The 22,550-nt window shown below is 71.9% G+C and carries 21 protein-coding genes; 12 read left to right on the forward strand and 9 right to left on the reverse strand.

All coding sequences use genetic code 11. The annotated features are described in order from the left end of the window. Window positions 1-11: 11 nt before the first annotated feature. Window positions 12-587 carry a TetR/AcrR family transcriptional regulator gene (locus ACIHFD_RS42230; protein ID WP_350739974.1) on the forward strand — a complete coding sequence of 192 codons (576 nt, stop codon included), beginning with the start codon at window positions 12-14 and terminating at the stop codon, window positions 585-587. Here the strand turns inward: ACIHFD_RS42230 and ACIHFD_RS42235 are convergent. Beyond that, window positions 576-1,481, reverse strand: a complete 906-nt coding sequence (locus ACIHFD_RS42235; RefSeq protein WP_397371713.1) for a class I SAM-dependent methyltransferase — start codon at window positions 1,479-1,481, stop codon at window positions 576-578. The two genes, ACIHFD_RS42230 and ACIHFD_RS42235, sit on opposite strands and share 12 nt — an antisense overlap. Between ACIHFD_RS42235 and add the strand changes: the two genes are divergently transcribed. Continuing rightward, window positions 1,422-2,447 carry an adenosine deaminase gene (gene add, locus ACIHFD_RS42240; RefSeq protein ID WP_397371714.1) on the forward strand — a complete coding sequence of 342 codons (1,026 nt, stop codon included), beginning with the start codon at window positions 1,422-1,424 and terminating at the stop codon, window positions 2,445-2,447. The two genes, ACIHFD_RS42235 and add, sit on opposite strands and share 60 nt — an antisense overlap. Before the next feature lie 79 nt (window positions 2,448-2,526). Here add and pgl read toward each other — a convergent pair whose 3' ends face one another. From pgl to tkt, 6 genes are all read right to left on the reverse strand, one after another. Further along, on the reverse strand, window positions 2,527-3,300 hold the full coding sequence (pgl, locus tag ACIHFD_RS42245) for a 6-phosphogluconolactonase (RefSeq protein ID WP_397371715.1): 774 nt from the start codon (window positions 3,298-3,300) through the stop codon (window positions 2,527-2,529). Window positions 3,301-3,333: 33 nt separating this feature from the next. Continuing rightward, window positions 3,334-4,248 (reverse strand): glucose-6-phosphate dehydrogenase assembly protein OpcA, encoded by a 915-nt coding sequence (locus ACIHFD_RS42250; RefSeq protein WP_355200619.1) that lies wholly within the window; start codon window positions 4,246-4,248, stop codon window positions 3,334-3,336. Window positions 4,249-4,318: 70 nt separating this feature from the next. Beyond that, window positions 4,319-5,914 carry a glucose-6-phosphate dehydrogenase gene (zwf, locus tag ACIHFD_RS42255; RefSeq protein WP_397371716.1) on the reverse strand — a complete coding sequence of 532 codons (1,596 nt, stop codon included), beginning with the start codon at window positions 5,912-5,914 and terminating at the stop codon, window positions 4,319-4,321. A gap of 1 nt (window position 5,915) precedes the next feature. Further along, window positions 5,916-7,529 (reverse strand): glucose-6-phosphate isomerase, encoded by a 1,614-nt coding sequence (locus tag ACIHFD_RS42260; RefSeq protein ID WP_397371779.1) that lies wholly within the window; start codon window positions 7,527-7,529, stop codon window positions 5,916-5,918. Beyond that, complete coding sequence (tal, locus tag ACIHFD_RS42265) at window positions 7,529-8,620, reverse strand: transaldolase (protein WP_397371717.1); 1,092 nt, start codon at window positions 8,618-8,620, stop codon at window positions 7,529-7,531. The genes ACIHFD_RS42260 and tal overlap by 1 nt, the downstream gene beginning before the upstream one ends. A 7-nt stretch (window positions 8,621-8,627) precedes the next feature. Next, window positions 8,628-10,736 carry a transketolase gene (tkt, locus tag ACIHFD_RS42270; RefSeq protein WP_364260248.1) on the reverse strand — a complete coding sequence of 703 codons (2,109 nt, stop codon included), beginning with the start codon at window positions 10,734-10,736 and terminating at the stop codon, window positions 8,628-8,630. Window positions 10,737-10,984: 248 nt separating this feature from the next. Between tkt and ACIHFD_RS42275 the strand changes: the two genes are divergently transcribed. Both ACIHFD_RS42275 and ACIHFD_RS42280 read left to right on the forward strand, forming a co-directional pair. After that, window positions 10,985-11,929, forward strand: a complete 945-nt coding sequence (locus ACIHFD_RS42275; RefSeq protein ID WP_350739996.1) for a heme o synthase — start codon at window positions 10,985-10,987, stop codon at window positions 11,927-11,929. Window positions 11,930-12,010: 81 nt separating this feature from the next. After that, window positions 12,011-13,201, forward strand: a complete 1,191-nt coding sequence (locus ACIHFD_RS42280; RefSeq protein ID WP_350739999.1) for a PrsW family intramembrane metalloprotease — start codon at window positions 12,011-12,013, stop codon at window positions 13,199-13,201. Here ACIHFD_RS42280 and ACIHFD_RS42285 read toward each other — a convergent pair. Further along, complete coding sequence (locus tag ACIHFD_RS42285; RefSeq protein ID WP_397371718.1) at window positions 13,177-13,884, reverse strand: vancomycin high temperature exclusion protein; 708 nt, start codon at window positions 13,882-13,884, stop codon at window positions 13,177-13,179. The two genes, ACIHFD_RS42280 and ACIHFD_RS42285, sit on opposite strands and share 25 nt — an antisense overlap. Before the next feature lie 62 nt (window positions 13,885-13,946). Continuing rightward, on the reverse strand, window positions 13,947-14,942 hold the full coding sequence (locus tag ACIHFD_RS42290) for a heme A synthase (RefSeq protein ID WP_397371719.1): 996 nt from the start codon (window positions 14,940-14,942) through the stop codon (window positions 13,947-13,949). A gap of 235 nt (window positions 14,943-15,177) precedes the next feature. Here ACIHFD_RS42290 and ACIHFD_RS42295 point away from each other — a divergent pair, with 235 nt between their 5' ends. Genes ACIHFD_RS42295 through ACIHFD_RS42330 form a run of 8 tightly spaced genes read left to right on the forward strand, consistent with a single transcriptional unit; the run spans window position 15,178 to window position 22,466 of the window. Beyond that, entirely contained in the window at window positions 15,178-16,320 is a 1,143-nt protein-coding gene (locus ACIHFD_RS42295) for an FAD-binding oxidoreductase (protein WP_350740008.1), read from the forward strand. Continuing rightward, window positions 16,317-16,559: a (2Fe-2S)-binding protein gene (locus ACIHFD_RS42300; RefSeq protein WP_185076981.1), complete on the forward strand. Its 243-nt coding sequence runs from the start codon at window positions 16,317-16,319 to the stop codon at window positions 16,557-16,559. The genes ACIHFD_RS42295 and ACIHFD_RS42300 overlap by 4 nt, the downstream gene beginning before the upstream one ends. Beyond that, complete coding sequence (locus ACIHFD_RS42305; RefSeq protein ID WP_397371720.1) at window positions 16,556-17,929, forward strand: NAD(P)/FAD-dependent oxidoreductase; 1,374 nt, start codon at window positions 16,556-16,558, stop codon at window positions 17,927-17,929. The genes ACIHFD_RS42300 and ACIHFD_RS42305 overlap by 4 nt, the downstream gene beginning before the upstream one ends. A 22-nt stretch (window positions 17,930-17,951) precedes the next feature. After that, window positions 17,952-18,845, forward strand: coding sequence for a dihydrodipicolinate synthase family protein (locus tag ACIHFD_RS42310; RefSeq protein WP_350740013.1), 894 nt, complete (start codon window positions 17,952-17,954; stop codon window positions 18,843-18,845). Continuing rightward, entirely contained in the window at window positions 18,842-19,843 is a 1,002-nt protein-coding gene (locus ACIHFD_RS42315; RefSeq protein WP_364260228.1) for a proline racemase family protein, read from the forward strand. Before ACIHFD_RS42310 ends, ACIHFD_RS42315 begins: the two co-directional genes overlap by 4 nt. Next, a complete protein-coding gene (locus ACIHFD_RS42320) occupies window positions 19,840-20,853 on the forward strand; it encodes a proline racemase family protein (RefSeq protein ID WP_397371721.1) in 1,014 nt (337 codons plus the stop codon). Before ACIHFD_RS42315 ends, ACIHFD_RS42320 begins: the two co-directional genes overlap by 4 nt. Then, window positions 20,850-21,785: an ornithine cyclodeaminase family protein gene (locus ACIHFD_RS42325; RefSeq protein WP_397371722.1), complete on the forward strand. Its 936-nt coding sequence runs from the start codon at window positions 20,850-20,852 to the stop codon at window positions 21,783-21,785. Before ACIHFD_RS42320 ends, ACIHFD_RS42325 begins: the two co-directional genes overlap by 4 nt. A gap of 12 nt (window positions 21,786-21,797) precedes the next feature. Further along, window positions 21,798-22,466: a GntR family transcriptional regulator gene (locus ACIHFD_RS42330; protein WP_350740024.1), complete on the forward strand. Its 669-nt coding sequence runs from the start codon at window positions 21,798-21,800 to the stop codon at window positions 22,464-22,466. Window positions 22,467-22,550 lie beyond the last annotated feature (84 nt).

Here is a 22,550-nt window from a genome sequence, read left to right on the forward strand (position 1 = left end):
AGGACGTGTGCGTGGCTCCACTAGACCCTGATCGCGACAGGGCCATTCTCGACGCCACGATGGAGCTGTTGTCGGAGGTCGGCTACGACCGGATGTCGGTCGACCAGATCGCCAAACGGGCCAGGGCCAGCAAGGCCACCATCTACCGGCGCTGGTCGGGCAAGCCCGAGCTGGTGGTCGACGTCATCTGCCGGCGCTTCGACATGGACGCGCCCGCGGGCGAGGACACCGGGTCGCTCCGCGGCGACCTGGTCTCCATCTTCCGCGGGCTGTGCCAGACGGTGGAGCGCAAGCACACGCTCGTCATCGGCCTGTCCTCGACGCTGGTGTCCAACCAGGAGCTGGCGCGCACCCTGCGCGCGCACATGCCCACCAAGGATCTCGACGATGTGCAGGCCCTGCTGGAGCGGGCCGCCGAGCGCGGGGAGCTGTCCGGGCCGGTCGACGCCGGGCGGCTCTTCACGCTCGCCGAGGCGCTGGTCTGGCATCGGATGATCTTCGCGGGGCCGCCGTTCGGGCCGGAATTCGTGGCCGAGTCGGTCGACGGGGTGCTGATGCCGCTGGTGACCGCCTGGTCAAAGGCCTGACCGGGCGGCGTGCGCCAGGTAGGCGCACACGGGGAAGCCCTCCCGCTCGTACGGGGCCGCCAGCCGGGTGTAGCAGGCCCTGATCCGCTCGAAGGTCTCCGGCGGCTGCCTGGCGATCATCGCGAAGCGCGGGCCGCCCGCCTGCACGATGTCGTCCCACCAGGTGGCCAGGTCGACCCGGTGGTGCCAGCGCACCGGATCGACCGCCGCCGCCTCGAACCCCGCCGCCTCCAGCAGCTCGGTGAAGCGCCGCGGCGTGTCATTGCCGGTGAACGGCCGGGCCGGCGGCTCGTAGGGGACCCCGGCGGCGGCGATGGCGTCGGCGAAGACGTTGGTGGCGGTCATCTCGTCGGACTTCCACCAGGTCAGCGCGATGGTGCCGCCGGGACGCAGCACGCGGTGGAGCTCCTTGAGAGCCCTGGCCGTGTCGGGCACATGATTGATGACGAAATTTCCGGCTATAGCGTCAAATTCCCCGTCGTCGAAGGGGAGCTCGGGGAGTGTGGCCTGGCGGATCGTCGCGTACGGGTGGCGGCGCGCGGTCAGCTCGAGCATGCCGGGATCGGCGTCCACGGCCGTGACCTCGGCGCCTAACGCGAGCGCCGCGGAGGTGACCACGCCGGTGCCGCAGCCGATGTCGAGCAGCCGGGGCGCGCACGCCCGGTCGAGGAGGGGGCCGACGGTGTGGGAGCTCAGCTGGGCGAAGCCGCGATCGTACGCTTCGGCGTTGGTCACGCCTTCAACCCTATCCCAGCCGCCGATCCTGACATTCTTCTGTGAGATTTCCCCATGAAGGCTATTTTTTCGGGAAATATCGCTCGTATGGTCGTCGCCATGACCATCGACGCCACCATCGACGCCTTCATCGACGAGCTCCCCAAGGTCGAGCTCCACGTGCACCTGATCGGCTCGGCCTCGGTCCCCACCGTGCTCGAACTCGCCCGCCGCCACCCCGGCAGCACGGTCCCCACCAGCGAGGAGGAGCTGCGCCGCTTCTACACCTTCCGCGACTTCCCGCACTTCGCCCAGGTGTACCGGGCCGTCAACGCGCTCGTCAGGGAGCCGGAGGACGTGGCGACCCTCGTCCTAGGCCTGGCCCGCGACCTGGCCCCGCAGGGCGCCCGTTACGTGGAGCTCCAGGTGACGCCGTACGCCCACCACATCGTCGGCATGCCCATGCGCGAGGTGACGGAGGCCCTTGACCTGGCCGCCGCCCGTTCGCTGGCCGATCACGGGGTGGAGATGGCGTACATCTTCGACATCCCCGGCGAGTATGGCGAGGAGGCCGCCAAGGTGACCGTGGAGCACGCGCTCCAGGAACCTCCCGCCGCGCTGGTAGGTTTCGGGATCGGCGGCATCGAGCAGGAGCGCCCGAAATATCGGGACGCGTACCGATCGGCGTTCTCGGCAGCCCGCGCCGCCGGCCTCCACAGCGTCCCGCACGGCGGCGAGATGTCCGGCCCCGAGACGATCTGGGAGGTCATCGAGGGCTACGGCGCCGAACGCATCGGCCACGGCATCAACTGCCTCGCCGACCCGCGCCTGGTCGCCCACCTGCGCGACACCCAGCTCCCGCTGGACGTCTGCCCCACCTCGAACGTCTGCACCGGCCAGGTCGCCGACCTCGCCGGGCACCCGCTGCCGCGGATGCTGGAGGAGGGCCTGTACGTGACGCTGAACAGCGACGACCCGCCCATGTTCGCCACGACGCTGGCCGACGAGTACCGGGCCGCGGCCCGCGCCTTCGGCTTCGGCACGTCCGAGCTGGCCCAGCTGGCCAGGAACGGCGTGCGGGCGTCGTACCTGGCCGAGGAGCGCAAGCAGGCGCTGATCGAGGAGATCGACCAGCTGGCCGGGTAGGGACGGCACAGGGCGGGAACCGCGCGGCCCCCGCCCCGTCCGAAATCAGGGCCCGGAATCAGGGTCCGGAATCACGGCCTCAGGGGGACGAGATGCGCCCGAGCTCCGGCGGGATCTTGCTCGCCGCCGCCCGGTCCAGCAGGAACAGCGTGCGCGCCCGCCCTCTGGCACCCGAAGCGGGCACCTGGACGTGCCCCGACTCCGACAGCGCCAGCCGGACGGCGCCCGACTTCTCCTCGCCGGCCGCCACCACCCAGACCTCGCGCGAGGACTGGATGGCGGGCAGCGTCAGCGAGATGCGGGTCGGCGGCGGTTTCGGCGCGCCGTGGACGGCCACCACCGCGCGCGTGTCGTACAGCGCGGGCATGCCCGGGAACAGCGACGCCACGTGCGCGTCGGGCCCCATGCCGAGCAGCATCACGTCGAAGCCGGGCACGGGACCGTGGTCCTCCGGCCGGGCCGCCCTGCGCAGCTCGGCCGCGTAGGACTCGGCCGACTCCTCGGCCGTCAGGCCCGAGTCGGGGCCGAGCATGACGTGGACCCGCTCCGGGTTGACGTCCACGTGGTCGAGCAGGGCCTCCCGGGCGCCGGTCTCGTTGCGTTCCTTGTCGCCGGAGGGCACGAAGCGCTCGTCGCCCCACCAGATGTCCAGCCGGCGCCAGTCGACGGCGTCACGGGCGGGGGTCGCGGCGATCGCCGCCAGCGTGGCGATGCCGACCGTGCCGCCCGTGAGCACGATCGAGGCCGACCCCTTGGCCGACTGCACGTCGACCAGGCGGGTGATGATCCGTGCCGCCACGGCATTGGCCAGGACATCGGCGTCGCGGTGGACGACCACGCTGGGAACGCTCACAGGTACTACTTTCTCAGCCACTGCGGTCCCACGTCATCCCTTGTACGTGCGTGCGAACCGCTTGACCGCGGCCTCGTAGATCTCGTCGGGGTCGAGCCTGCGCAGCTCTTCCGCCATCAGCTCGGCGGTCTGGCGCCGGGCCAGGGCCACGTTCCGGTCGGGCTGGCCCGGCCGCGACAGCGTGGCCAGGCGGGCGTCGTGCCGCACCACGGCCAGGTCGCCGTCGTTGAGCTGCAGGCGCACGGCCGTCAGCCCGGGGCCGGAGGAGTCGACGACCTTGATCGGGGCGCCGAGCCGGTCGGACAGCCAGGCGGCCAGCAGCGGCGCGCTCGGGTTGCCGGGAGAGGCCTCCACCACGCCCTTGCGGACCTTGCCCACCGGCTGGTCGAACGCGGCCGCCAGCAGGCTGCGCCACGGCGTCAGCCGGGCCCAGGACAGGTCGGTGTCGCCGCGGGAGTATCCCTTGGCCCTGGTCACCAGCGACTTGACGCCGCCGTCGTCGAAACCTCTGGCGTCGGTGATCCGGCGCTGCGCGAGGGCGCCGACCGCGTCCTTGGCCGGGACGTCGGGCGCCGCGCCCGGCCACCACACCACGACGGGCGTGTCGGGCAGCAGGAGCGGGCTGACCACGGAGTCGGCGTGCTGGGTCAGCTCGCCGTACAGGCGCAGGACCACGACCTCGCCCGGCGTGGACTCGCCGATGCGCAGCTCCGCGTCCAGCCTGATCGGCTCGTCGGCCTCACGGTTGATCACGACGATGATGCGCGACGGGTGCTCGCGGGCCGCGTCGGTGGCCGCGCGCAGCGCGTCGTACTGGTGGCGCTCCTCGCAGACCACCACGAGCGTCAGCACCATGCCGATGGCGGGCGCGCCCATCTGGTGGCGCAGATGCGTGAACTGCGCCGAGATCTTCCCAGCCGTCGTGTCCGACAGCATGAAGGTCGTCACGAGTCCTCCTTCGTCGGACTCGCGACGACTGTCGTGCTGTGTCCGATTGTTCTCTCGCTGCGCTCGATCACTAGAGCCTCCTCCACACGCGGCCGTCGCGGGCCATCATCGCGTCCGCCGACGGCGGCCCCCACGAACCGGACTCGTAAGGCTCGGGCTGGCCCTGCGTGGCCCAGAACTCCTCGATCGGGTCGAGGATCGTCCACGACAGCTCGACCTCCCGCTGGTGCGGGAAGAGCGGCGGGTCGCCGATCATCACGTCGAGCAGCAGCCGCTCGTACGCCTCCGGAGACGACTCCAGGAACGACTCGCCGTAGGCGAAGTCCATGGAGACGTCCCGGACCTCCATGGCGGTCCCCGGCACCTTCGAGCCGAACCGCACGGTGATGCCCTCGTCCGGCTGGACCCGCACCACCAGCGCGTTCTGGCCCAGGATCTCGGTGTCGTCCTTGCTGAACGGCAGGTGCGGCGCTCGCTGGAACACCACGGCCACCTCCGTCACCCGGCGGCCCAGCCGCTTGCCGGTGCGCAGGTAGAACGGCACGCCCGCCCAGCGGCGGTTGGCGATCTCCAGCTTGACGGCCGCGTACGTCTCGGTCGTGGACTCGGGCGAGATGCCCTCCTCCTGCAGGTAGCCGACGACCTTCTCGCCGCCCTGCCAGCCGGCGGAGTACTGGCCCCGCGCCGTGTTCAGCGCCAGGTTGGCCGGCAGCCGCACGGCCTTGAGCACCTTCTCCTTCTCCCGCCGCAGCGCCGAGGCATCGAACGAGGTCGGGTCCTCCATGGCGACCAGCGCGAGGAGCTGGAGCAGGTGGTTCTGGATCACGTCGCGGGCCGCGCCGATGCCGTCGTAGTAGCCCGCGCGCCCGCCAATGCCGATGTCCTCGGCCATGGTGATCTGCACGTGGTCGACGAAGCCGCGGTTCCAGATGGGCTCGTAGAGGTTGTTGGCGAACCGCAGCGCCAGAATGTTCTGGACGGTCTCCTTGCCCAGGTAGTGGTCGATCCGGAAGATCGAGCTCTCCGGGAAGGCCGAGTTGGTGATCTCGTTCAGCTCGTGCGCCGACTTGAGGTCGTGCCCGAACGGCTTCTCGATGACCACGCGGCGCCACGACCCGTCGGGCGCGTCGGCCAGCCCGGTCCGCTTGAGCTGCTCCACCACCACGGGGAAGAACTTCGGCGGCACCGACAGGTAGAACGCGTAGTTTCCGCCCGTGCCCCGGGTCTCGTCGATCTCCGCCAGCGCCATGGCCAGCGCGTCGAACGCCCCGTCGTCGGAGAACTCGCCGGGCACGAAGTGGATGCCCTCGCGGATCTGCTTCCAGACCTCCTCGCGGAAGGGCGTCCTGGCGTGCGCCTTGACGGCGTCGTGCGTCAGCTGGGCGAAATCCTGGTCTTTCCAATCGCGCCGGGCGAAGCCGACCAGCGAGAAGCCGGGCGGCAGCAGCCCCCGGTTGCCCAGGTCGTAAATCGCCGGCAACAGCTTGCGTTTGGCCAGGTCACCCGTCACGCCGAACAACACCATCACGCAGGGTCCCGCAACCCGCGGCAGCCGCTTGTCGCGCGGATCGCGCAGCGGGTTGGCGGCGGCCACCTCCTCGGTGGTGGCCGTGCCCGCGACGGCGGCCGCGACGGCCTCCTCCACGGGTGCTGCCGGGTCAGTCATGTCAAGCCTCCTGTGCTGCTGCGAGCAAACGCGCGACACCCGCCGCGCGATCGGTCAAATGCAGTCGTACGGCGGGCCGTCCGCGGGTCTCGAGCGCCCCCAGGTCGCCGAGCGCCTGGGCCAGCTGGAGCCGCCCCAGCGTGTACGGCCGGCCGGGGACCGTCACGTCCTCGGCCACCGCCCCGGTGATCTGCAGGAACACCCCGTTCTGCGGCCCGCCCTTGTGGTATTGCCCCGTCGAGTGCAGCAGGCGCGGGCCCCACCCGAACGTCACCGGCCGGTTCGTGCGCAGCGCGAGCAGCGCCCGCAGCGTCGCCGGGTCGGCCATCATCCAGGCGTCGGTCATCTGCTCGAAGTCGGCCCCGTCGGGCACCGGGGCGTCGAAGGCCGCCATCCGGTCCAGAAAGGCCATGATCGACAGATAGCCGTCCGCCGGTATCGCGTTCAGCAACTCGGCGAACAGCCCGGGCAGGTCCCGGGCCGTGGCCGCGCCGTACACCTCGACGGGCCCGTCCACGAACGACGGCGCGCCGGTCGGCAGGTCGGGCAGGGCCAGCAGCGCCGCGGTGTTCGCCTTCGACTCGGCCACGTTCGGCTGGTCGAACGGGTTGATCTCCAGGAGCAGCCCCGCGAGGGCGGTGGCGTACTCCCAGACCAGGAACTGCGCGCCCAGCGGCCCGTCCACGCGCACGTCCCCGACGTCGGTCTCGATGGCGACGACCAGCTCGTCGCCGCTCTCGTTGGCGTCGGCGCCCACGACGGGCAGCAGCCCCCTGCCCTGCTTGCCGGTGGACTCGGCCACGAGCTGCTCGATCCAGTCGGGCAGCCCGGTGATGGCCGAGAGCTGGTCCTCCAGCAGCAGCTTGTCGCGCCCGGCCAGCGCCGCGCCGCCGAGCGCGGCACCCAGGTCGAGCCCGGGGTTGCCGGTGTCGCGCGACAGCAGCGGCAGCACCTCCCCGGCCTCGTCCAGCAGCCGCGCCACGTCGGCGCCCGCCAGCGCGCTGGGCACCAGCCCGAACGCCGACAGCGCCGAGAAACGGCCGCCGACGTCCGGCTGCGCGAGCACCAGCTCGTAACCGGCCTCCACGGCCCGCTTCTCCAGCGGCGAGCCCGGGTCGGTGACGACCACGACGCGGCCGGAGGGGGCCAGGCCCGCGTCGGTGAACAGCCGCTCGTAGATCCGCAGCAGGGAATCGGTCTCCACGGTCGAGCCGCTCTTGCCGGCCACGACCACCACCGTGGCGTCGAGCTGCTCGCTCAGCGCGCGCCGCACCTGCCCCGGGTCGGTCGTGTCCAGCACGGTGAGCGGCACGTCGGCGGTCGCGCAGATGACCTCCGCCGCCAGCGACGAGCCGCCCATCCCGGCCAGCACCACGTTGGTCAGGCCCGCGGCGCGGGCCCGCTCGACGAGCCCGCCCAGCACGGGCAGCAGCTCGCGAGAGTAGCGGGGCAGGGTCAGCCAGCCGAGCCTGACCGCCGCCTCCCGCTCGGCGTCCTCACCCCACAGCGTGGGGTCGCCGGCGGCGAGCCGCGCGGGCACGCCGTCGGCGACGAGGCGCCCCGCGACGGAGGAAGCGGCCGAGGCCACCCCCTCCTCGCGGTAGAGCACCTCCATCACGGAACCAGGTTCTTGGTGACGCTCTCGAGCAGCTCGTTCCAGGACGCCTCGAACTTCTCGACGCCCTCGTCCTCCAGCACCTTCACCACGTCGTCGTAGTCGACGCCGGCCTCCTTGAGCGCGGCCATGGTGTTCCAGGCCTGCTCGTAGAAGGGCCGGACCGTGTCGCCGGTGACGTTGGCGTGGTCGGCCGTGGCGTCGAGCGTCTTCTCCGGCATCGTGTTGACGGTGCCGGGGGCGACGAGCTGGTCGACGTACATGGTGTCGGAGTAGTCGGGGTTCTTGACGCCGGTCGAGGCCCACAGCGGCCGCTGCGGACGGGCGCCCGCCGAGCGCAGGCGCTGCCAGCGCTCGGAGTTCATCACGTCCTCGTACGCCGCGTACGCCAGGCGCGCGTTGGCGATGCCCGCCTTGCCCTTCAGCTCCGGCTTGCCCGCCTTGTCGAGCCGCTTGTCGATCTCGGTGTCGACGCGGCTGACGAAGAACGAGGCCACCGACTCGATCGTGGCGAGGTTGAGACCCTTGGCCTGCGCCGCCTCGAGGCCGGCGAGCCAGGCGTCCATGACCGCGCGGTAGCGCTCGAGGGAGAAGATCAGCGTGACGTTGACGCTGATGCCCTCCGAGAGCGCCTGCGTGATCGCGGGCAGACCCTCGACCGTGGCCGGGATCTTGATGAACAGGTTGGGCCTGTCGACCATCCACCACAGCGCCCGGGCCTCGGCGACCGTCTTCTCGGTCTCGCGGGCCAGGCGCGGGTCCACCTCCAGCGACACGCGGCCGTCCACGCCGCCCGTGGCGTCGAAGACGGGGCGCAGCACGTCGGCGGCCCAGCGGATGTCGTAGGTGGTGATGGCGCGCACGGCCTCGCCCACTTCCACGCCGCGTACGGCGAGGTCGTGGAGCTGGGAGGCGTAGGCGTCGCCCTTGCTGAGCGCGTTGGCGAAGATCGTCGGGTTGGAGGTCACCCCGACGACGCTCTTCTCGCGGATCAGCTGCTCCAGGTTGCCCGTGCGCAGTCGCTCACGGCTGATGTCGTCGAGCCAGATGGCAACGCCCTGGCCGGACAGGTTCTTGAGGATCTCGCTCATGTCTTCTTCAGTTTCCCGTCGTCTCGCCCTTTTCCTGACCAAGCTTGGCCAGGCTCGCATGTGCCGCCGCCGCCACGCGCTCCGCCGTCAGCCCGAACAGCTCGTACAAAGTCTTGTACGGGGCGGAGGCACCGAAGTGTTCGAGACCGACCACTTCGCCGCATTCGCCGACGAACTCGTGCCAGCCGAGCGCGATGCCGGCCTCGATCGCGACCCGAGCCCGGTTCGACGAAGGCAGAACCGTCTGCCTATATGCGATGTCCTGCCCCTTGAACCATTCGACACACGGCATCGACACGACCCGCGTCGGGATGCCCTTGCCCTCCAGCAGCTCGCGGCCCGCCAGTGCGATCTCCACCTCGCTGCCGGTGGCGATGAGGATGACCTTGGGCTGGCCGTCGGAGGCCTCGCGCAGGATGTAACCGCCGCGGGCCACGCCCTCGGCGCTGGTGCCCTCGACGACCGGCAGGTTCTGCCTGGTCAGAGCCAGAGCGGCGGGCCGGTCGGTGTGCTTGAGCACGGCCTTCCAGGCGTACGCCGTCTCGTTGGCGTCGGCCGGGCGCACCACGTCGAGGCCGGGGATCGCGCGCAGCGACCACAGGTGCTCGATCGGCTGGTGGGTGGGGCCGTCCTCGCCGAGGCCGATGGAGTCGTGCGTCCACACGTACGTGACCGGCAGCTTCATCAGCGCGGCCAGGCGCACCGAGGGGCGCATGTAGTCGGAGAAGACCAGGAAGGTGCCGCCGTACGGGCGGGTGCCGCCGTGCAGGGCGATGCCGTTGAGGATGGCGCCCATGGCGTGCTCGCGGATGCCGAAGTGCAGCGTGCGGCCGTAGCGGTTGCCGGGGAACTCCTTGGTCTGGAACTCCTCGGGGATGAAGGACGGCTCACCCTTCATCGTGGTGTTGTTCGACTCCGCCAGGTCGGCCGAGCCGCCCCACAGCTCCGGCAGCACCGGCGCCAGCGCGCTGAGCACGTCGCCGGAGGCCTTGCGGGTCGAGATCGACGCGCCCGTCTCGAACGACGGCAGCGCCCTGGCCCAGCCGTTGGGCAGCTCGCGCTGGGAGATGCGGTCGAACTCCTCGGCGCGCTCGGGGTTGGCCAGCCGCCACTCGGCGTAGCCCTTCTCCCACTCGGCGTGCTCGGCGCGGCCGCGCTGGGCGACGCCGCGGGCGTGTTCCAGCACCGCGGCCGGGACGTCGAACGTCTTGGCCGGGTCCATGCCGAGGACTTCCTTGGTGGCGGCGACCTCCGCCTCGCCCAGGGCCGAGCCGTGGATCTTGCCGGTGTTCTTCTTGTTGGGGGCCGGCCAGCCGATGATCGTGCGCAGCCGGATGAACGACGGCCGGTCGGTCTCCGCCTTCGCCGCCTGCAGCGCGTCGTAGAGCGCCTGGACGTCCTCGGCGTACTCGCCGGTCTCGGTCCAGTCGACGCTCTGGGTGTGCCAGCCGTAGGCCTCGTAACGCTTGACCACGTCCTCGGACTTGGCGATCAGCGTGTCGTCCTCGATGGAGATCTGGTTGTCGTCCCACACGACGATGAGGTTGCCCAGCTTCTGGTGGCCGGCGATGGAGCTGGCCTCGTGGCTGATGCCCTCCTCGATGTCGCCGTCGCTGACCACGCACCAGATGTGGTGGTCGAACGGCGAGCCGCCGGCCTCGGTGTCGGGGTCGAACAGGCCGCGCTCGCGGCGGGCCGCCATCGCCATGCCGACCGCGTTGCCCAGGCCCTGGCCGAGCGGGCCCGTGGTGGTCTCGACGCCCGCGGTGTGGCCGTACTCGGGGTGACCGGGCGTGAGGCTGTCCCACTGGCGCAGCCGGCGCAGGTCGTCGAGCGTGAGGCCGTAGCCGGACAGGTAGAGCTGGATGTAGAGCGTCAGGCTCGAGTGGCCGCACGACAGCACGAAACGGTCGCGCCCGGCCCACTTGGGATCGGTCGGGTCGTGACGCATCACACGCTGGAACAGCAGGTATGCGGCGGGAGCCAGGCTCATGGCGGTGCCGGGGTGACCCGAGCCCGCCTTCTCCACTGCGTCCATCGCCAGGGCTCGAACGACGTCGACCGCCTGCTTGTCCAGGTCGGTCCATTCGAGGGCTGGCACGAGTTCGGTGCTCAAGTGCTCGATCTCCGGAATCTAGTAGTCATTGATTGGCTATCCCGCCCACACGGGACCCTAACCGAGTGGAGCTGGCGAACGATTCCCATCCCACCCGCACGTGTCCATGTGCGGCGCAAGCCCCCCATTGGCCGGACCGGCCGCCCCTGCGACTACAGTTTGTTTGTTCGCAGAGGCGTCACGGCGCCCACCCATGGATCCGCTCTAATCAGAGGTTACGCGTTGACTCCGCACAGGCTGGAAGCGCCTTGACGGTGCTGACCAACAGGCAGGCGACGGCCCGATCTCCGCAGGTGGAGGGGCCGCGCTCGATCGGCATGATCGTCAAGGCCTACATCGCGCTCACCAAGCCGCGGATCATCGAGCTGCTGCTGATCACGACGCTGCCGGTGATGTTCCTGGCCGCGGGCGGCCTGCCGCCGTTGTGGACGTCGATCTCGGTCATGGTGTTCGGCACCCTATCGGCGGGCAGCGCCAACGCGCTCAACTGCTACGTGGATCGCGACATCGACCAGAAGATGCGCCGCACCCGCCGCAGGCCGCTGGCCAGGCACCAGGTGTCGCCGCGGGGCGCGCTGGTCTTCGGCATCGTGCTCGGCGTGCTGTCCCTGGTGGGCCTCTGGGTGACCACCAACTGGCTGGCCGCCATGCTGTCCACCGGGGCGATCCTGTTCTACGTGCTGGTCTACTCGATGATCCTGAAGCGCCGCACGGCCCAGAACATCGTGTGGGGCGGCATCGCGGGGTGCATGCCGGTGATGATCGGCTGGGCCGGCATCACCGAGCGGCTCGACTGGGCGCCGCTGGTGCTGTTCGGGGTGGTGTTCTTCTGGACGCCGCCGCACACCTGGACGCTGGCCATGCGCTACAAGGAGGACTACGCGGCGGCCAAGGTGCCCATGCTGCCCGTCGTGGCCACCGAGCGGCGCGTGATCCTGGAGTCGATCGCCTACACGTGGGCGACGGTGCTGTGCTCGCTGGCGCTGTGGCCGGTGGCCGGCACCACGCTGTTCTACCCGATCGTGGCCGCCGTCCTCGGCGCCATGTGCCTGTGGGAGGTCCACCGCCTGCTGGCCCGGCTCAACGCCGGCAAGACCGGCGTCGACCTGCGCCCCATGCGCTTCTTCCACTGGTCCAACGCCTACCTGGCGCTGCTGTTCCTGGCCGTGGCCATCGACCCGCTGCTGGCCTGACGGCGTGCGGCCGCGTGTCCGGACGGTGACGCTGTCTTGACCGGCACGGACCCCGGCCCTCTGATCCGTTAAAGTCACCGTATGGCGACCCGTGATCCACGCTGGGTGTTGAAGGACCGCCCGTCGTTCGCGTTGATCATCGGGCTTGTCCTCACCGGAGTCTGCGCTCTGGTCTCGTTCTCCTTCGACGTGCTCAACGGCGCTCCGGTGCAGTTCTTCATCGCGCTCGCGCTGGCGCTCGCGCCGGTGCCGCTGCTGCTGGCGGCCGTGCTGGCGCTCGACCGGATGGAGCCGGAGCCGCGCAGCAACCTGATCTTCGCCTTCGCGTGGGGCGCGGGCGTCGCAGTGCTGGTCGCCGGCCTGATCAACTACCTCAACCTGCACTACATCATCGACACCGCCAAGCTGTCGGAGGCCGGCGCCCGCAACGTCGCGGCCACCTTTGGCGCGCCCGTGGTGGAGGAGACGATGAAGGGGCTGGTGCTGCTCGGGCTGCTCAGGTTCCGCAGGGCCGAACTCGACGGCCCCACCGACGGCATCATCTACGCCAGCATGGTCGGGCTCGGCTTCGCCATGAGCGAGAACGTCAGCTACTACCTCGCCGCGCTGTCCAACTCCGGCGTCAAGGGGCTCGCGGTCACCGTGGTGCTGCGCGGCATCCTGTCGCCGCTGGCCCATCCGCTGTTCAGCTCCATGATCGGCGTCGCCGTCGCCTACGCCGCCCGGCGCGAAGGCCCCGAGCGGGTCTTCTACATCCTGGCGGGCTGGTCGGGCGCGATGATCCTGCACGGCCTGTGGAACGGCCTGGCCTCCTACGGCGGCTTCCCCGGGCTCGTGGTGGCCTACCTGGCGCTGCTGGCCGTGCTGATCGTGCTCATCGGCGTGGTGTTCAAGGACCGGCGGCGCATCGTGGCCCTCATCCAGCGTTACCTGCCGCCGTACGAGCCGACCAAGCTGGTCACCCAGGCCGACATCTACATGCTGTCGACGTTCCCCCGGCGGCGCCAGGCCAGGCAGTGGGCCAAGGCCCACGGCGGCAAGCGCGGGCTGCGCGCCATGCGCGACTACCAGCTGGCCGCCACCGAGCTGGGCCTGCTGCACGAGCGGGCGGCCCGCCACATGGTCGACGAGCAGGGCTTCCACGAGGAGCAGCGGGCGCTGCTGGAGTGCATGAGCACGGCCCGGGCGGACTTCCCGGTGCCGACGGCGCACGCCAGGTCGGCCGCGCGGGGCACCCCGCCGCCCGGCTACGCCCCCGGCGCGCCGGGCTGAGCCAGGATGTTCGTCAGGGAGACCTCGCGCGGGCCCGGATAGACCGGGTCGGAGTGGAGCACCATCGCGTCGGCGAACGCCTTGGCGGTGGCGAGCAGCTCGCGGGTGGCGTAGGCGTACGTGGGCGCGGCGAACTCCCTGGTCGAGTCGTCACCCACCCCGAACGCCTCCAGCCCGGCCGTCCGGCACAGCGTCACGGCCCTGGGCAGGTGGAACTCCTGCGTCACGACCGTCACCTGCCGCGCCCCGAACACCTTGCGCGCCCGCACGCACGAGTCCCACGTGTCGAACCCCGCGTAGTCCAGCACCATCACCCGCTCCGGCACGCCCCTGCGGAGCAGGTAGTCGCGCATGGCCGTCGGCTCGTCGTACTCCTTGCGGCTGTTGTCGCCCGACAGCAGCAGGGCCCGTACCTTGCCGGCCCGGTAGAGCTCGGCGGCGATGTCGAGCCGGTGGGCCAGCATCGGGGTGGGCTGCGTGCCGTACAGGCCCGCGCCCAGCACCAGCGCGGCCTGCGCCGCCGGCACCCGCCCGAGCCAGGCGTCGCCCACGGCCGTCACCCGGTGCGCCGAGCTGCCGAGCCAGGCCCACGTCATGGGTGCCAGGGAGAGCACGCTGACCAGCACCAGACCCTGGTACGCGCGCCGCAGGGCCTTCCGAGTGGGGCGGACTTTCAGTAACAAATCTCACCCTCCAGGGGGTGGGGGAGTGGCGGACCGATCCCCTCATACCCTGGCATATCCGCTCAGACGGCGGCGGGTGCTCCGGCGGCTTCGGTGGGGGAGTGGTCGGCGGGGGCGGTCTGCGGGGAGCGGGTGCGCAGCGAGGTGACCACCCTGAGCGCGGCGATCCAGACCAGCGTGGAGCCGAGCACGTGCAGCAGCACCAGCGCGGCGGGCACGGCCAGGAAGTACTGCGTGTAGCCGATCACACCCTGACCCAGCTCCACGGCCAGCAGCGCCAGCGCCGCCCGACGGGCGGGCCGCGGTGCCTTGCTCACGTGCAGGGCGAACAGCAGCGCGAACGTCAGCCCCACCACGATGTACGCGACGTCGGCGTGCAGCCGGGCCACCGCCTCGATGTCGAGGTCGAAGCGGGAGGCCATCTCGTCGCCCGAGTGCGGGCCCGTGCCGCTCACCCCGACCCCGACCACCAGCAGCGCGAACACGGCCGCGAGCAGCGCGTAGCCGAGCCTGCGGATGTCGCGGTGGGTCACCCGTAGCGCCGGGCCGTCGCCCTCGCCCGCCCGGGCGTACAGCATCCAGCAGGCGGCGATCAGGCCGATGGAGATGAGGAAGTGCATGCCCACCGTGAACGGGTTGAGCATCGTGCTGACCACCAGGCCGCCCCACAGCGCCTGGGCCAGGACGCCCGCCGGCTGCAGCAGCGCCAGCGTCATCAGCGAGCGCCTGCGCGGCGCCAGCCGGAACGCCGACAGCACGCACGCCACGCCCACCGCCAGCACCAGGAACGTCAGCAGCCGGTTGCCGAACTCGACGAGCATGTTGAGCATCGACACCTCGGGGTGCGCGACCGGGATGAAGCTGTCCGGCGTGCACTTGGGCCAGGTCGGGCAGCCCAGCCCGGAACCGGTGACGCGCACGCCCGCGCCCGTCACCGCGATGCCCGCGTTGACCACCACGGACGCCATCGCCCAGGCCCGCATCGACTGCGTCGTGGGCGCCCAGAAGGAGAACAGGCGGCGCACGTGGCGGTTGGGGTGGTCCGTGGGTAGCTTCACGCCATCGATGGTACGGGCCCACCCACCCGGTCCCCCCACCGGTCACCCGCCCCGACCCCGCGACGGCCCTTCGGCCACCCCTCCGCGAAGGGAGCTTGGCCGGGTGCGGTGAGGTGGTGATATGCCGTCGGTGGGTAGCGGCGGGGGCAGGGGGCGGCGGTGTCGTCCGTCCAGTGGAAAAGGCCTTCTCAAGAGAGCGAGGTATGTGACATATTACAGACCTGGGAGGTGATGGATGTCCGACGTCATCGTGGTCGGCGCCGGAGTCGTGGGCGCCGCATGCGCCTACTATGCCGCGCGCGCCGGTCTCGACGTGACCGTGGTCGACCGTGGCCCCGTGGCGGGCGGCACGACCGGCTCCGGCGAGGGCAACGTGCTGGTGTCCGACAAGGAGCCGGGCCCCGAGCTGGAGCTCGCTCTGCTGTCCAACCGGCTCTGGCGCTCGCTCGCGGACCTCGGCGGCTTCGAGTTCGAGCCCAAGGGTGGCCTGGTGGTCGCCGAGACCCCCGAGGTCCGGCGGCAGCTCGCCGAGCTGGCCGCCAAGCAGGACGTGGAGCACACCCTGGTGCCCGGCGAATCCCTGCGCGACTACGAGCCGCACCTGGCCGAGGGTCTGGCCGGCGGGGTGTACTACCCCGAGGACGCCCAGGTGCAGCCCATGCTGGCCGCCGCGCGCCTGCTCAGGCACGGCGCGGAGAGCTTCGGCCACGGAACGCTGCGGCTGCGCCTCGGGGCGGCGGTGACCGGGTTCGTGCGGAAAGGGGACCGCATCGCGGGTGTGCGCACCTCCCAGGGTGACGTGCTCGGCGACGCGGTGATCAACGCGGCGGGCACCTGGGGCGGCGAGGTGGCCGCGCTGGCGGGGGTCGACCTGCCGATCCTGCCCAGGCGCGGGTTCATCCTCGTCACCGAGCCGCTGCCGGAGCCGCTGATCAGGCACAAGGTCTACACCGCCGCCTACGTCACGAACGTGGCCAGCGACTCGGAGGCCCTGGAGACGTCGGCGGTCGTGGAGGGCACGCCCGCGGGCACCGTGCTCATCGGGGCCAGCAGGGAGCGGGTCGGGTTCGACCGGACGACGTCGGTGCCGGTGCTCGCCCGCCTGGCCGAGCAGGCCGTGGCGCTGTTCCCCGCGCTGCGCGAGGTGCGGGCCATCAGGTCGTACTGCGGGTTCCGGCCGTACTGCCCCGATCACCTGCCCGTCATCGGCGCCGACCCGCGTGTTCCCGGGCTCTATCACGCCTGCGGGCACGAGGGGGCGGGCATCGGGCTCGCCCCGGCGACCGGCCACCTGCTCGCGCAGGTGCTCACCGGCTCCCCGACCGACCTGGACCTGCGGCCCTTCCGGCCGGATCGCTTCGCGGAGGAGTCCTCTTGACGTTCCACATCACGATCGACGGGCGTCCGGTACCCGTCGTGCCCGGGCAGACGATCGGGGCGGCGCTGCACGCGGCCGGGGTGCGGTCGTGGCGCAGCACCCGCTTCGGCGGGCGGCCCCGCGGGCTGTTCTGCGGGATCGGGGTCTGCTTCGACTGCCTGATCTCGGTCAACGGGCGGGCCCCTGAGCGGGCCTGCCTGGTGGAGGCCGCGCCCGGCGACGAGGTGACGACGTCATGACGTACGACCTGGTGGTGATCGGCGGCGGGCCCGCGGGGGTGGCCGGCGCGCTCACGGCGGCGCTGGCCGGACTGCGGGTGGCGCTCCTGGATTCCTCCGTACGGCTCGGCGGCCAGTACTTCCGCCACGCCGCCGACCCCAAGCCCGCGCCCGGCCTGGACCGGTTCCTGCGGCAGGCGCGGGCCCTGGACGCCCGCGCCGAGGTGCTGCTGCGGCACCAGGTGTGGAGCGTCACCCGCGAGCCGGACGGGGACCTGGCCGTGCACTGCGTCACGCGTGGCGCGGACTCCACGGAGCGGCAGGTCGTCCTGCGGGCGCGGCGGCTGCTGATCGCGACCGGCGCGCACGACCGGCCGCTGCCGTTCCCCGGGTGGGACCTGCCCGGCGTCCTGACCGCCGGCGGCGCGCAGGCGCTGCTCAAGGGCAACGGCGTCGTGGCGGGCAGGCGGATCGTCGTCTCCGGCACCGGCCCGTTCCTGCTGCCCGTGGCCACCGGGCTGGCCGCGGCGGGGGCGCGGGTGCTCGGGGTACTGGAGGCGAACGGCGGGCTCGGGCTGGCCAGGCATCCGCTGCTGGCCCTGGGCAAGGCCGGGGAGGCCGCCGGGTACGCCGCGAGCCTGGCCAGGCACCGCGTGCCGTACCGGACGCGCCAGGCGGTGGTCGCGGCGCACGGGGAGCGCGAGGTGGAGGCCGTCACCGTGGCCCGCCTCGACCAGGAGTGGAACGTTCTCTCCACCCGCGTCGTCGCGTGCGACACGGTGGCCGTCGGGTACGGGTTCGTGCCGCAGATCGAACTGGCCACCCAGCTCGGCTGCGCCACCCGGAACGATGTGGACGGCAGCCCCGTGCTCGACGTGGACGCCGCCCAGCGCACCTCCGTCTCCGGGGTCTGGGCCGCCGGGGAGCCCACGGGCGTGGGCGGCTGGCTCCTGTCCGAGACGGAGGGCCGCATCGCCGGCCGCGCCGTGGTGGCCGACGCGCGCTCGTCGGTGGCCGATTCGGGGCTGCTGCTGCGGCGCCGGGAGCGCGGGCGGGCCTTCGGGGAGGCGCTGCAGCGGGCGTACCCCGTCAAACCCGGCTGGCAGGGCTGGCTGCGCGACGACACGCTGGTGTGCCGCTGCGAGGAGGTGCCGCTGGCCCGCGTACGCGAGGCCCAGGACCTCGGCGCCACCGACGCGCGCTCGATCAAGCTGCTGGCCAGGCCCGGCATGGGCTGGTGCCAGGGCCGCATCTGCGGCTACGCCGTCTCCTGCCTGGCCGGGGAGCCGCAGCGGCCGCCCCGCCGCCCCATCGCCCAGCCCGTCACCCTCGGCGCCCTGGCCGAACTCCCCGACGATTCCGATCTTCCCGACGTTCCCCCCACCCACTGACCCTGACATGGAGGACTTTCCGATGGACAACCGCACCAAAGCCTGGCACGGCATCATGGTGGCCACCGCGCTGCCCCTGCGCGACGACCTCTCCGTCGACTACGACGGCTACGCCGACCACTGCCGCTGGCTGGTCGAGAACGACTGCGACGGCGTCGCGGTCAACGGTTCGCTGGGCGAGTACCAGACGCTCACCGCGGAGGAGCGGGCCAAGGTGGTCGAGACCGCCGTCCAGGCCGTGGGCGGGCGCCGGGTGATGGCCGGAGTGGGCGCGTACGGCGCCGCGGAGTCGCGCCGGTGGGCCGAGCAGGCGGCCGAGGCCGGCTGCGGTTCGCTGCTCCTGCTGCCGCCCAACTCCTACCGCGCCGACGAACGGGCCGTCATCGAGCACTACCGCGAGGTTGCCAAGGTGGGCCTGCCCGTCGTGGCCTACAACAACCCGTACGACACCAAGGTGGACCTGACTCCCGCGCTGCTGGCCAGGCTGCACGAGGAGGGCCTGATCGTGGCGATCAAGGAGTTCAGCGGCGACGTGCGGCGCGCGTACGAGCTGGCCGAGCTGGCCCCCGAGCTGGACCTGCTGATCGGCTCCGACGACGTGCTGCTCGAGCTCGCCGTGGCCGGGGCCGTCGGCTGGATCGCCGGCTACCCCAACGCGCTGCCCGTCTCCAACGCCGCGCTCTACCGCGCCGCCGTCGCCGGCGACCTGGAGACCGCGCTGCCTCTTTACCGGACCCTGCACCCCCTGCTGCGCTGGGACTCCAAGACGGAGTTCGTCCAGGCCATCAAGCTGTCCATGGACCTCGCGGGCCGCCATGGCGGGCCGTGCAGGCAGCCCAGGCAGCCGCTGACGGACGAGCAGGCCGCTATCGTGCGAGCGGCGACCGAGAAGGCACTGGCAGAAGGGCTGCGATGAGGACAAAACGCGTTTTCCACGCCGTCGACTCCCACACCGAGGGCATGCCCACCCGCGTCATCACCGGCGGGATAGGCGTGATCCCGGGCGCGAGCATGGCCGAGCGGCGCGTCTACTTCCGTGACAACCTCGACCACATCCGCACCCTGCTGATGACCGAGCCGCGCGGCCACTCCGCCATGAGCGGCGCCATCCTGCAGCCGCCCACCAGGCCGGACGCGGACTACGGCGTGCTGTTCATCGAGGTGTCGGGGCTGCTGCCGATGTGCGGGCACGGCACCATCGGCGTGGCCACCGTGCTCGTCGAGACGGGCATGGTCGAGGTCGTGGAGCCGGTCACCACCGTGCGCCTGGAGGTGCCCGCCGGGCTCGTCGAGGTGGACGTGGCCGTCGAGGACGGCCAGGCCATGGCGGTGACGCTGCGCAACGTGCCCTCCTACAGCGACCGGCTCGACGCCGTCGTGAAGGTGCCCGGGTTCGGGGAGATCCCGTACGACCTCGCGTACGGCGGCAACTTCTACGCCGTCGTCGACCTCGACTCCTACGGCCTGCCCTTCGACCGCAGGGCCAAGAACGAGATCATCGCCGCCGGCCTGGCCACCATGGAGGCGATCAACGCGGCCGACGAGCCCGTCCACCGCGAGGACGACCGCATCCGCGGCTGTCACCACGTCTACTTCGCCGCCCCCGGCTCGGACGCCCACCACTCGCGGCACGCCATGGCCATCCACCCGGGCTGGTTCGACCGCTCGCCGTGCGGCACCGGCACCAGCGCGCGGATGGCGCAACTGCACGCCAGAGGGGAGCTGCCGCTCGGCCGGGACTTCGTGAACGAGTCGTTCATCGGGACCCGGTTCATCGGGCGGCTGCTGGAGGAGACCACCGTGGGCGGCGGGCCGGCCGTCGTGCCCTCGATCACCGGCCGCGCCTGGGTCACCGGCACCGCCCAATACTTCCTGGACCCGCGCGACCCGTTCCCCGCCGGGTTCGAGCTGTGAGCGAGCGTGACGATCGCGGTTCCGGCCTGGCCGGGACCACGATCACGACGACCGACTACCACACGGGCGGGGAGCCGTTCCGGATCGTGACCGGCGGCGTGCCCGAGGTCCCCGGGGCGGACGTGCTCTCGCGCCGCTCCGCTGCCGCCGCCGACCCCCGCTTCGACGACGTGCGGCGGCTGCTGTGCCAGGAGCCGCGCGGCCACGCCGACATGTACGGCTGCTTCCTCGTCCCGCCGGACGACCCGGGGGCCGCGTTCGGGGCGCTGTTCTGGCACAAGGACGGGTTCTCCACCGCGTGCGGCCACGGCACCATCGCGCTCGGCGCCTACGCCGTGCACGAGGGGCTGGTGGCCGCCGACCCCGACGGGGAGACCGACGTGGTCGTCGACGTGCCGTCGGGGCGCGTCACGGCGCGGGTGCGCTGCTCCGGGGGCAAGGTGACCGGGGTGACGTTCGTCAGCGTGCCGTCGTTCGTGGTGGCGCGGGACGTGGCCGCCGCCAGGACCAAGGTCGACGTCTCGTACGGCGGCGCGATCTACGCGTCGCTGCCCGCCGCGGCGGTGGGCCTGTCCGTGGAGCCCGCGAACCTGACGGCGCTCATCGGCCACGCCCGCCGCATCAAGGCCGACCTGGCGGACCATCCGGCCGCCCGGCACCCGTCCGACGACCGGCTGTCCGGCGTCTACGGCGTGATCTTCTACGACGAGCTGCCGGACCGGGACGGGGCCGCGCACCAGCGGAACGTGACGGTGTTCGCCGACGGGGAGGTGGACCGCTCGCCCTGCGGGTCGGGCACGGCGGCGCGGATGGCGCTGCTGCACGACTCGGGGCTGCGCGCGCCCCTGATCCACGACGGCGTCGTCGGGAGCACCTTCCTGGCGCGCGTGGCCGAGGTACGCGACGAGGGGGTCGTCCCGGAGATCGAAGGCATGGCCTACCGGACCGGGCGGCACGTCTTCGAGCTCGATTCCGACGATCCGATGGGTGTGGGGTTCACGCTGCGATGACCGGACTGCCATATCTCGACGCCGCCACGGTGGAGCGGCTGGTGCCGATGGGGCGCGCCGTACGGATCCTGGAGGACGCCCTGCGCGCCGGCCTCGACCCCGAGGCCACGCCACAACGGCCGATCGTGGACCTGCCGGCCGGGCAGCTCCTGCTCATGCCCGCCGCGGCCGGACGGTACGCGGGGGTGAAGGCCGTCACCATCGCGCCAGGCAACCCCGATCGCGAGCTTCCCCGGATCCAGGGGACGTACCTGCTGTTCGACGGCGACACCCTCACCCCGCTCGCGGCCCTGGACGGGATCGCGCTCACCTCCCTGCGCACCCCCGCCGTCTCGGCGCTCGCCGTCAGCCACCTGGCGGACGGGGACGCCCGGCGGCTGGTGCTGTTCGGGAGCGGCCCGCAGGCGTGGGGGCACGTGCTCGCGCTGCGGGAGGTGCGGCCCATCGAGGACGTGACCGTGGTCGGGCGCGACCAGGACCGCGCGGAGGCGCTCGCCGGCCGCTGCCGCGCGCTCGGCCTGACCGCCCGCGCCCTGCGGCAGTCCGACGCGGCGGAGGCACTGGCCGGGGCCGACGTCGTCGCGTGCTGCACGACAGCGAGAGAACCGCTGTTCCCGGGTAAGCTCGCCCGCGACGGCGGCACCGTCGTCGCGGTCGGGTCGCACGAGCCCGGCGCCCGCGAGCTCGACGGCGACCTCATCGCCCGCGCCACCGTGGTCGTCGAGGCCAGGGCGGCCGCCCTGGAGGAGGCGGGCGATCTGCTCATCCCGATCCGCGAGGGCACGATCACCGCTGGTCATCTCGCGGGCAACCTCGCCGACCTCGTCGCGGGTCGGGTGGTCGCCGGCACGGGGCCGCGCGTGTTCAAGAGCACGGGCATGGCCTGGGAGGACCTCGTGGTCGCGGCCGCCGCGTACGAGGCGTGGAGATAGAAAGGGATGCGGATGGCTGCCGAGGACCGGCTCGACCTGCCGATGGTGGGGGAGCGGCAGAGCCTGCGCGAGCAGGTCGCGCACGCGCTGCGTGCCGCGCTGATCACCGGCGAGATGCGGCCGGGAGTGGTCTACTCCGCGCCGGTGCTGGCCGCCCAGTTCGGCGTCTCGGCCACGCCGGTGCGCGAGGCCATGCTCGACCTCGCCAAGGAGGGCCTGGTCGAGGCGGTGCGCAACAAGGGCTTCCGGGTGACCGAGCTGTCCGACCGCGACCTCGACGAGCTCACCGAGATCCGCCAGCTGATCGAGGTGCCCACCGTCGCGCGGCTGGCCGGCGGCGCGCGGGAGGCGGAGCTCGAGCGGCTCAGGCCCGTCGCCGAGGAGATCGTCTCGGCCGCCGAACGCGGTGACCTGCTCGCATACGTGGACGCCGACCTGCGCTTCCACGTCGAGCTGCTGACCCTGGCGGGCAACGCCCACCTGGTCGAGGTGGTGCGCGACCTGCGCAACAGGGCCAGGCTCTACGGCCTGTCCCAGCTCCGGGAGCGCGACGTGCTGGGCGAGTCGGCCAGGGAGCATCTGGCGCTGCTCGACGCGCTCAAGAGCGGCGACCGCCAGGCCGTCGAACACCTCATGAAGGAGCACATCGGCCACGTGCGGGGGATCTGGGCCGAGCACTGAGAAGCCGCTGGTGGGTGGACTCGTCCGTTTTTCGCCCACTAAGTTCTGACATTCGGGGATCGCGCGGACCGGGATGGCGGTACT

The organism is Nonomuraea sp. NPDC051941, assembly GCF_044593615.1.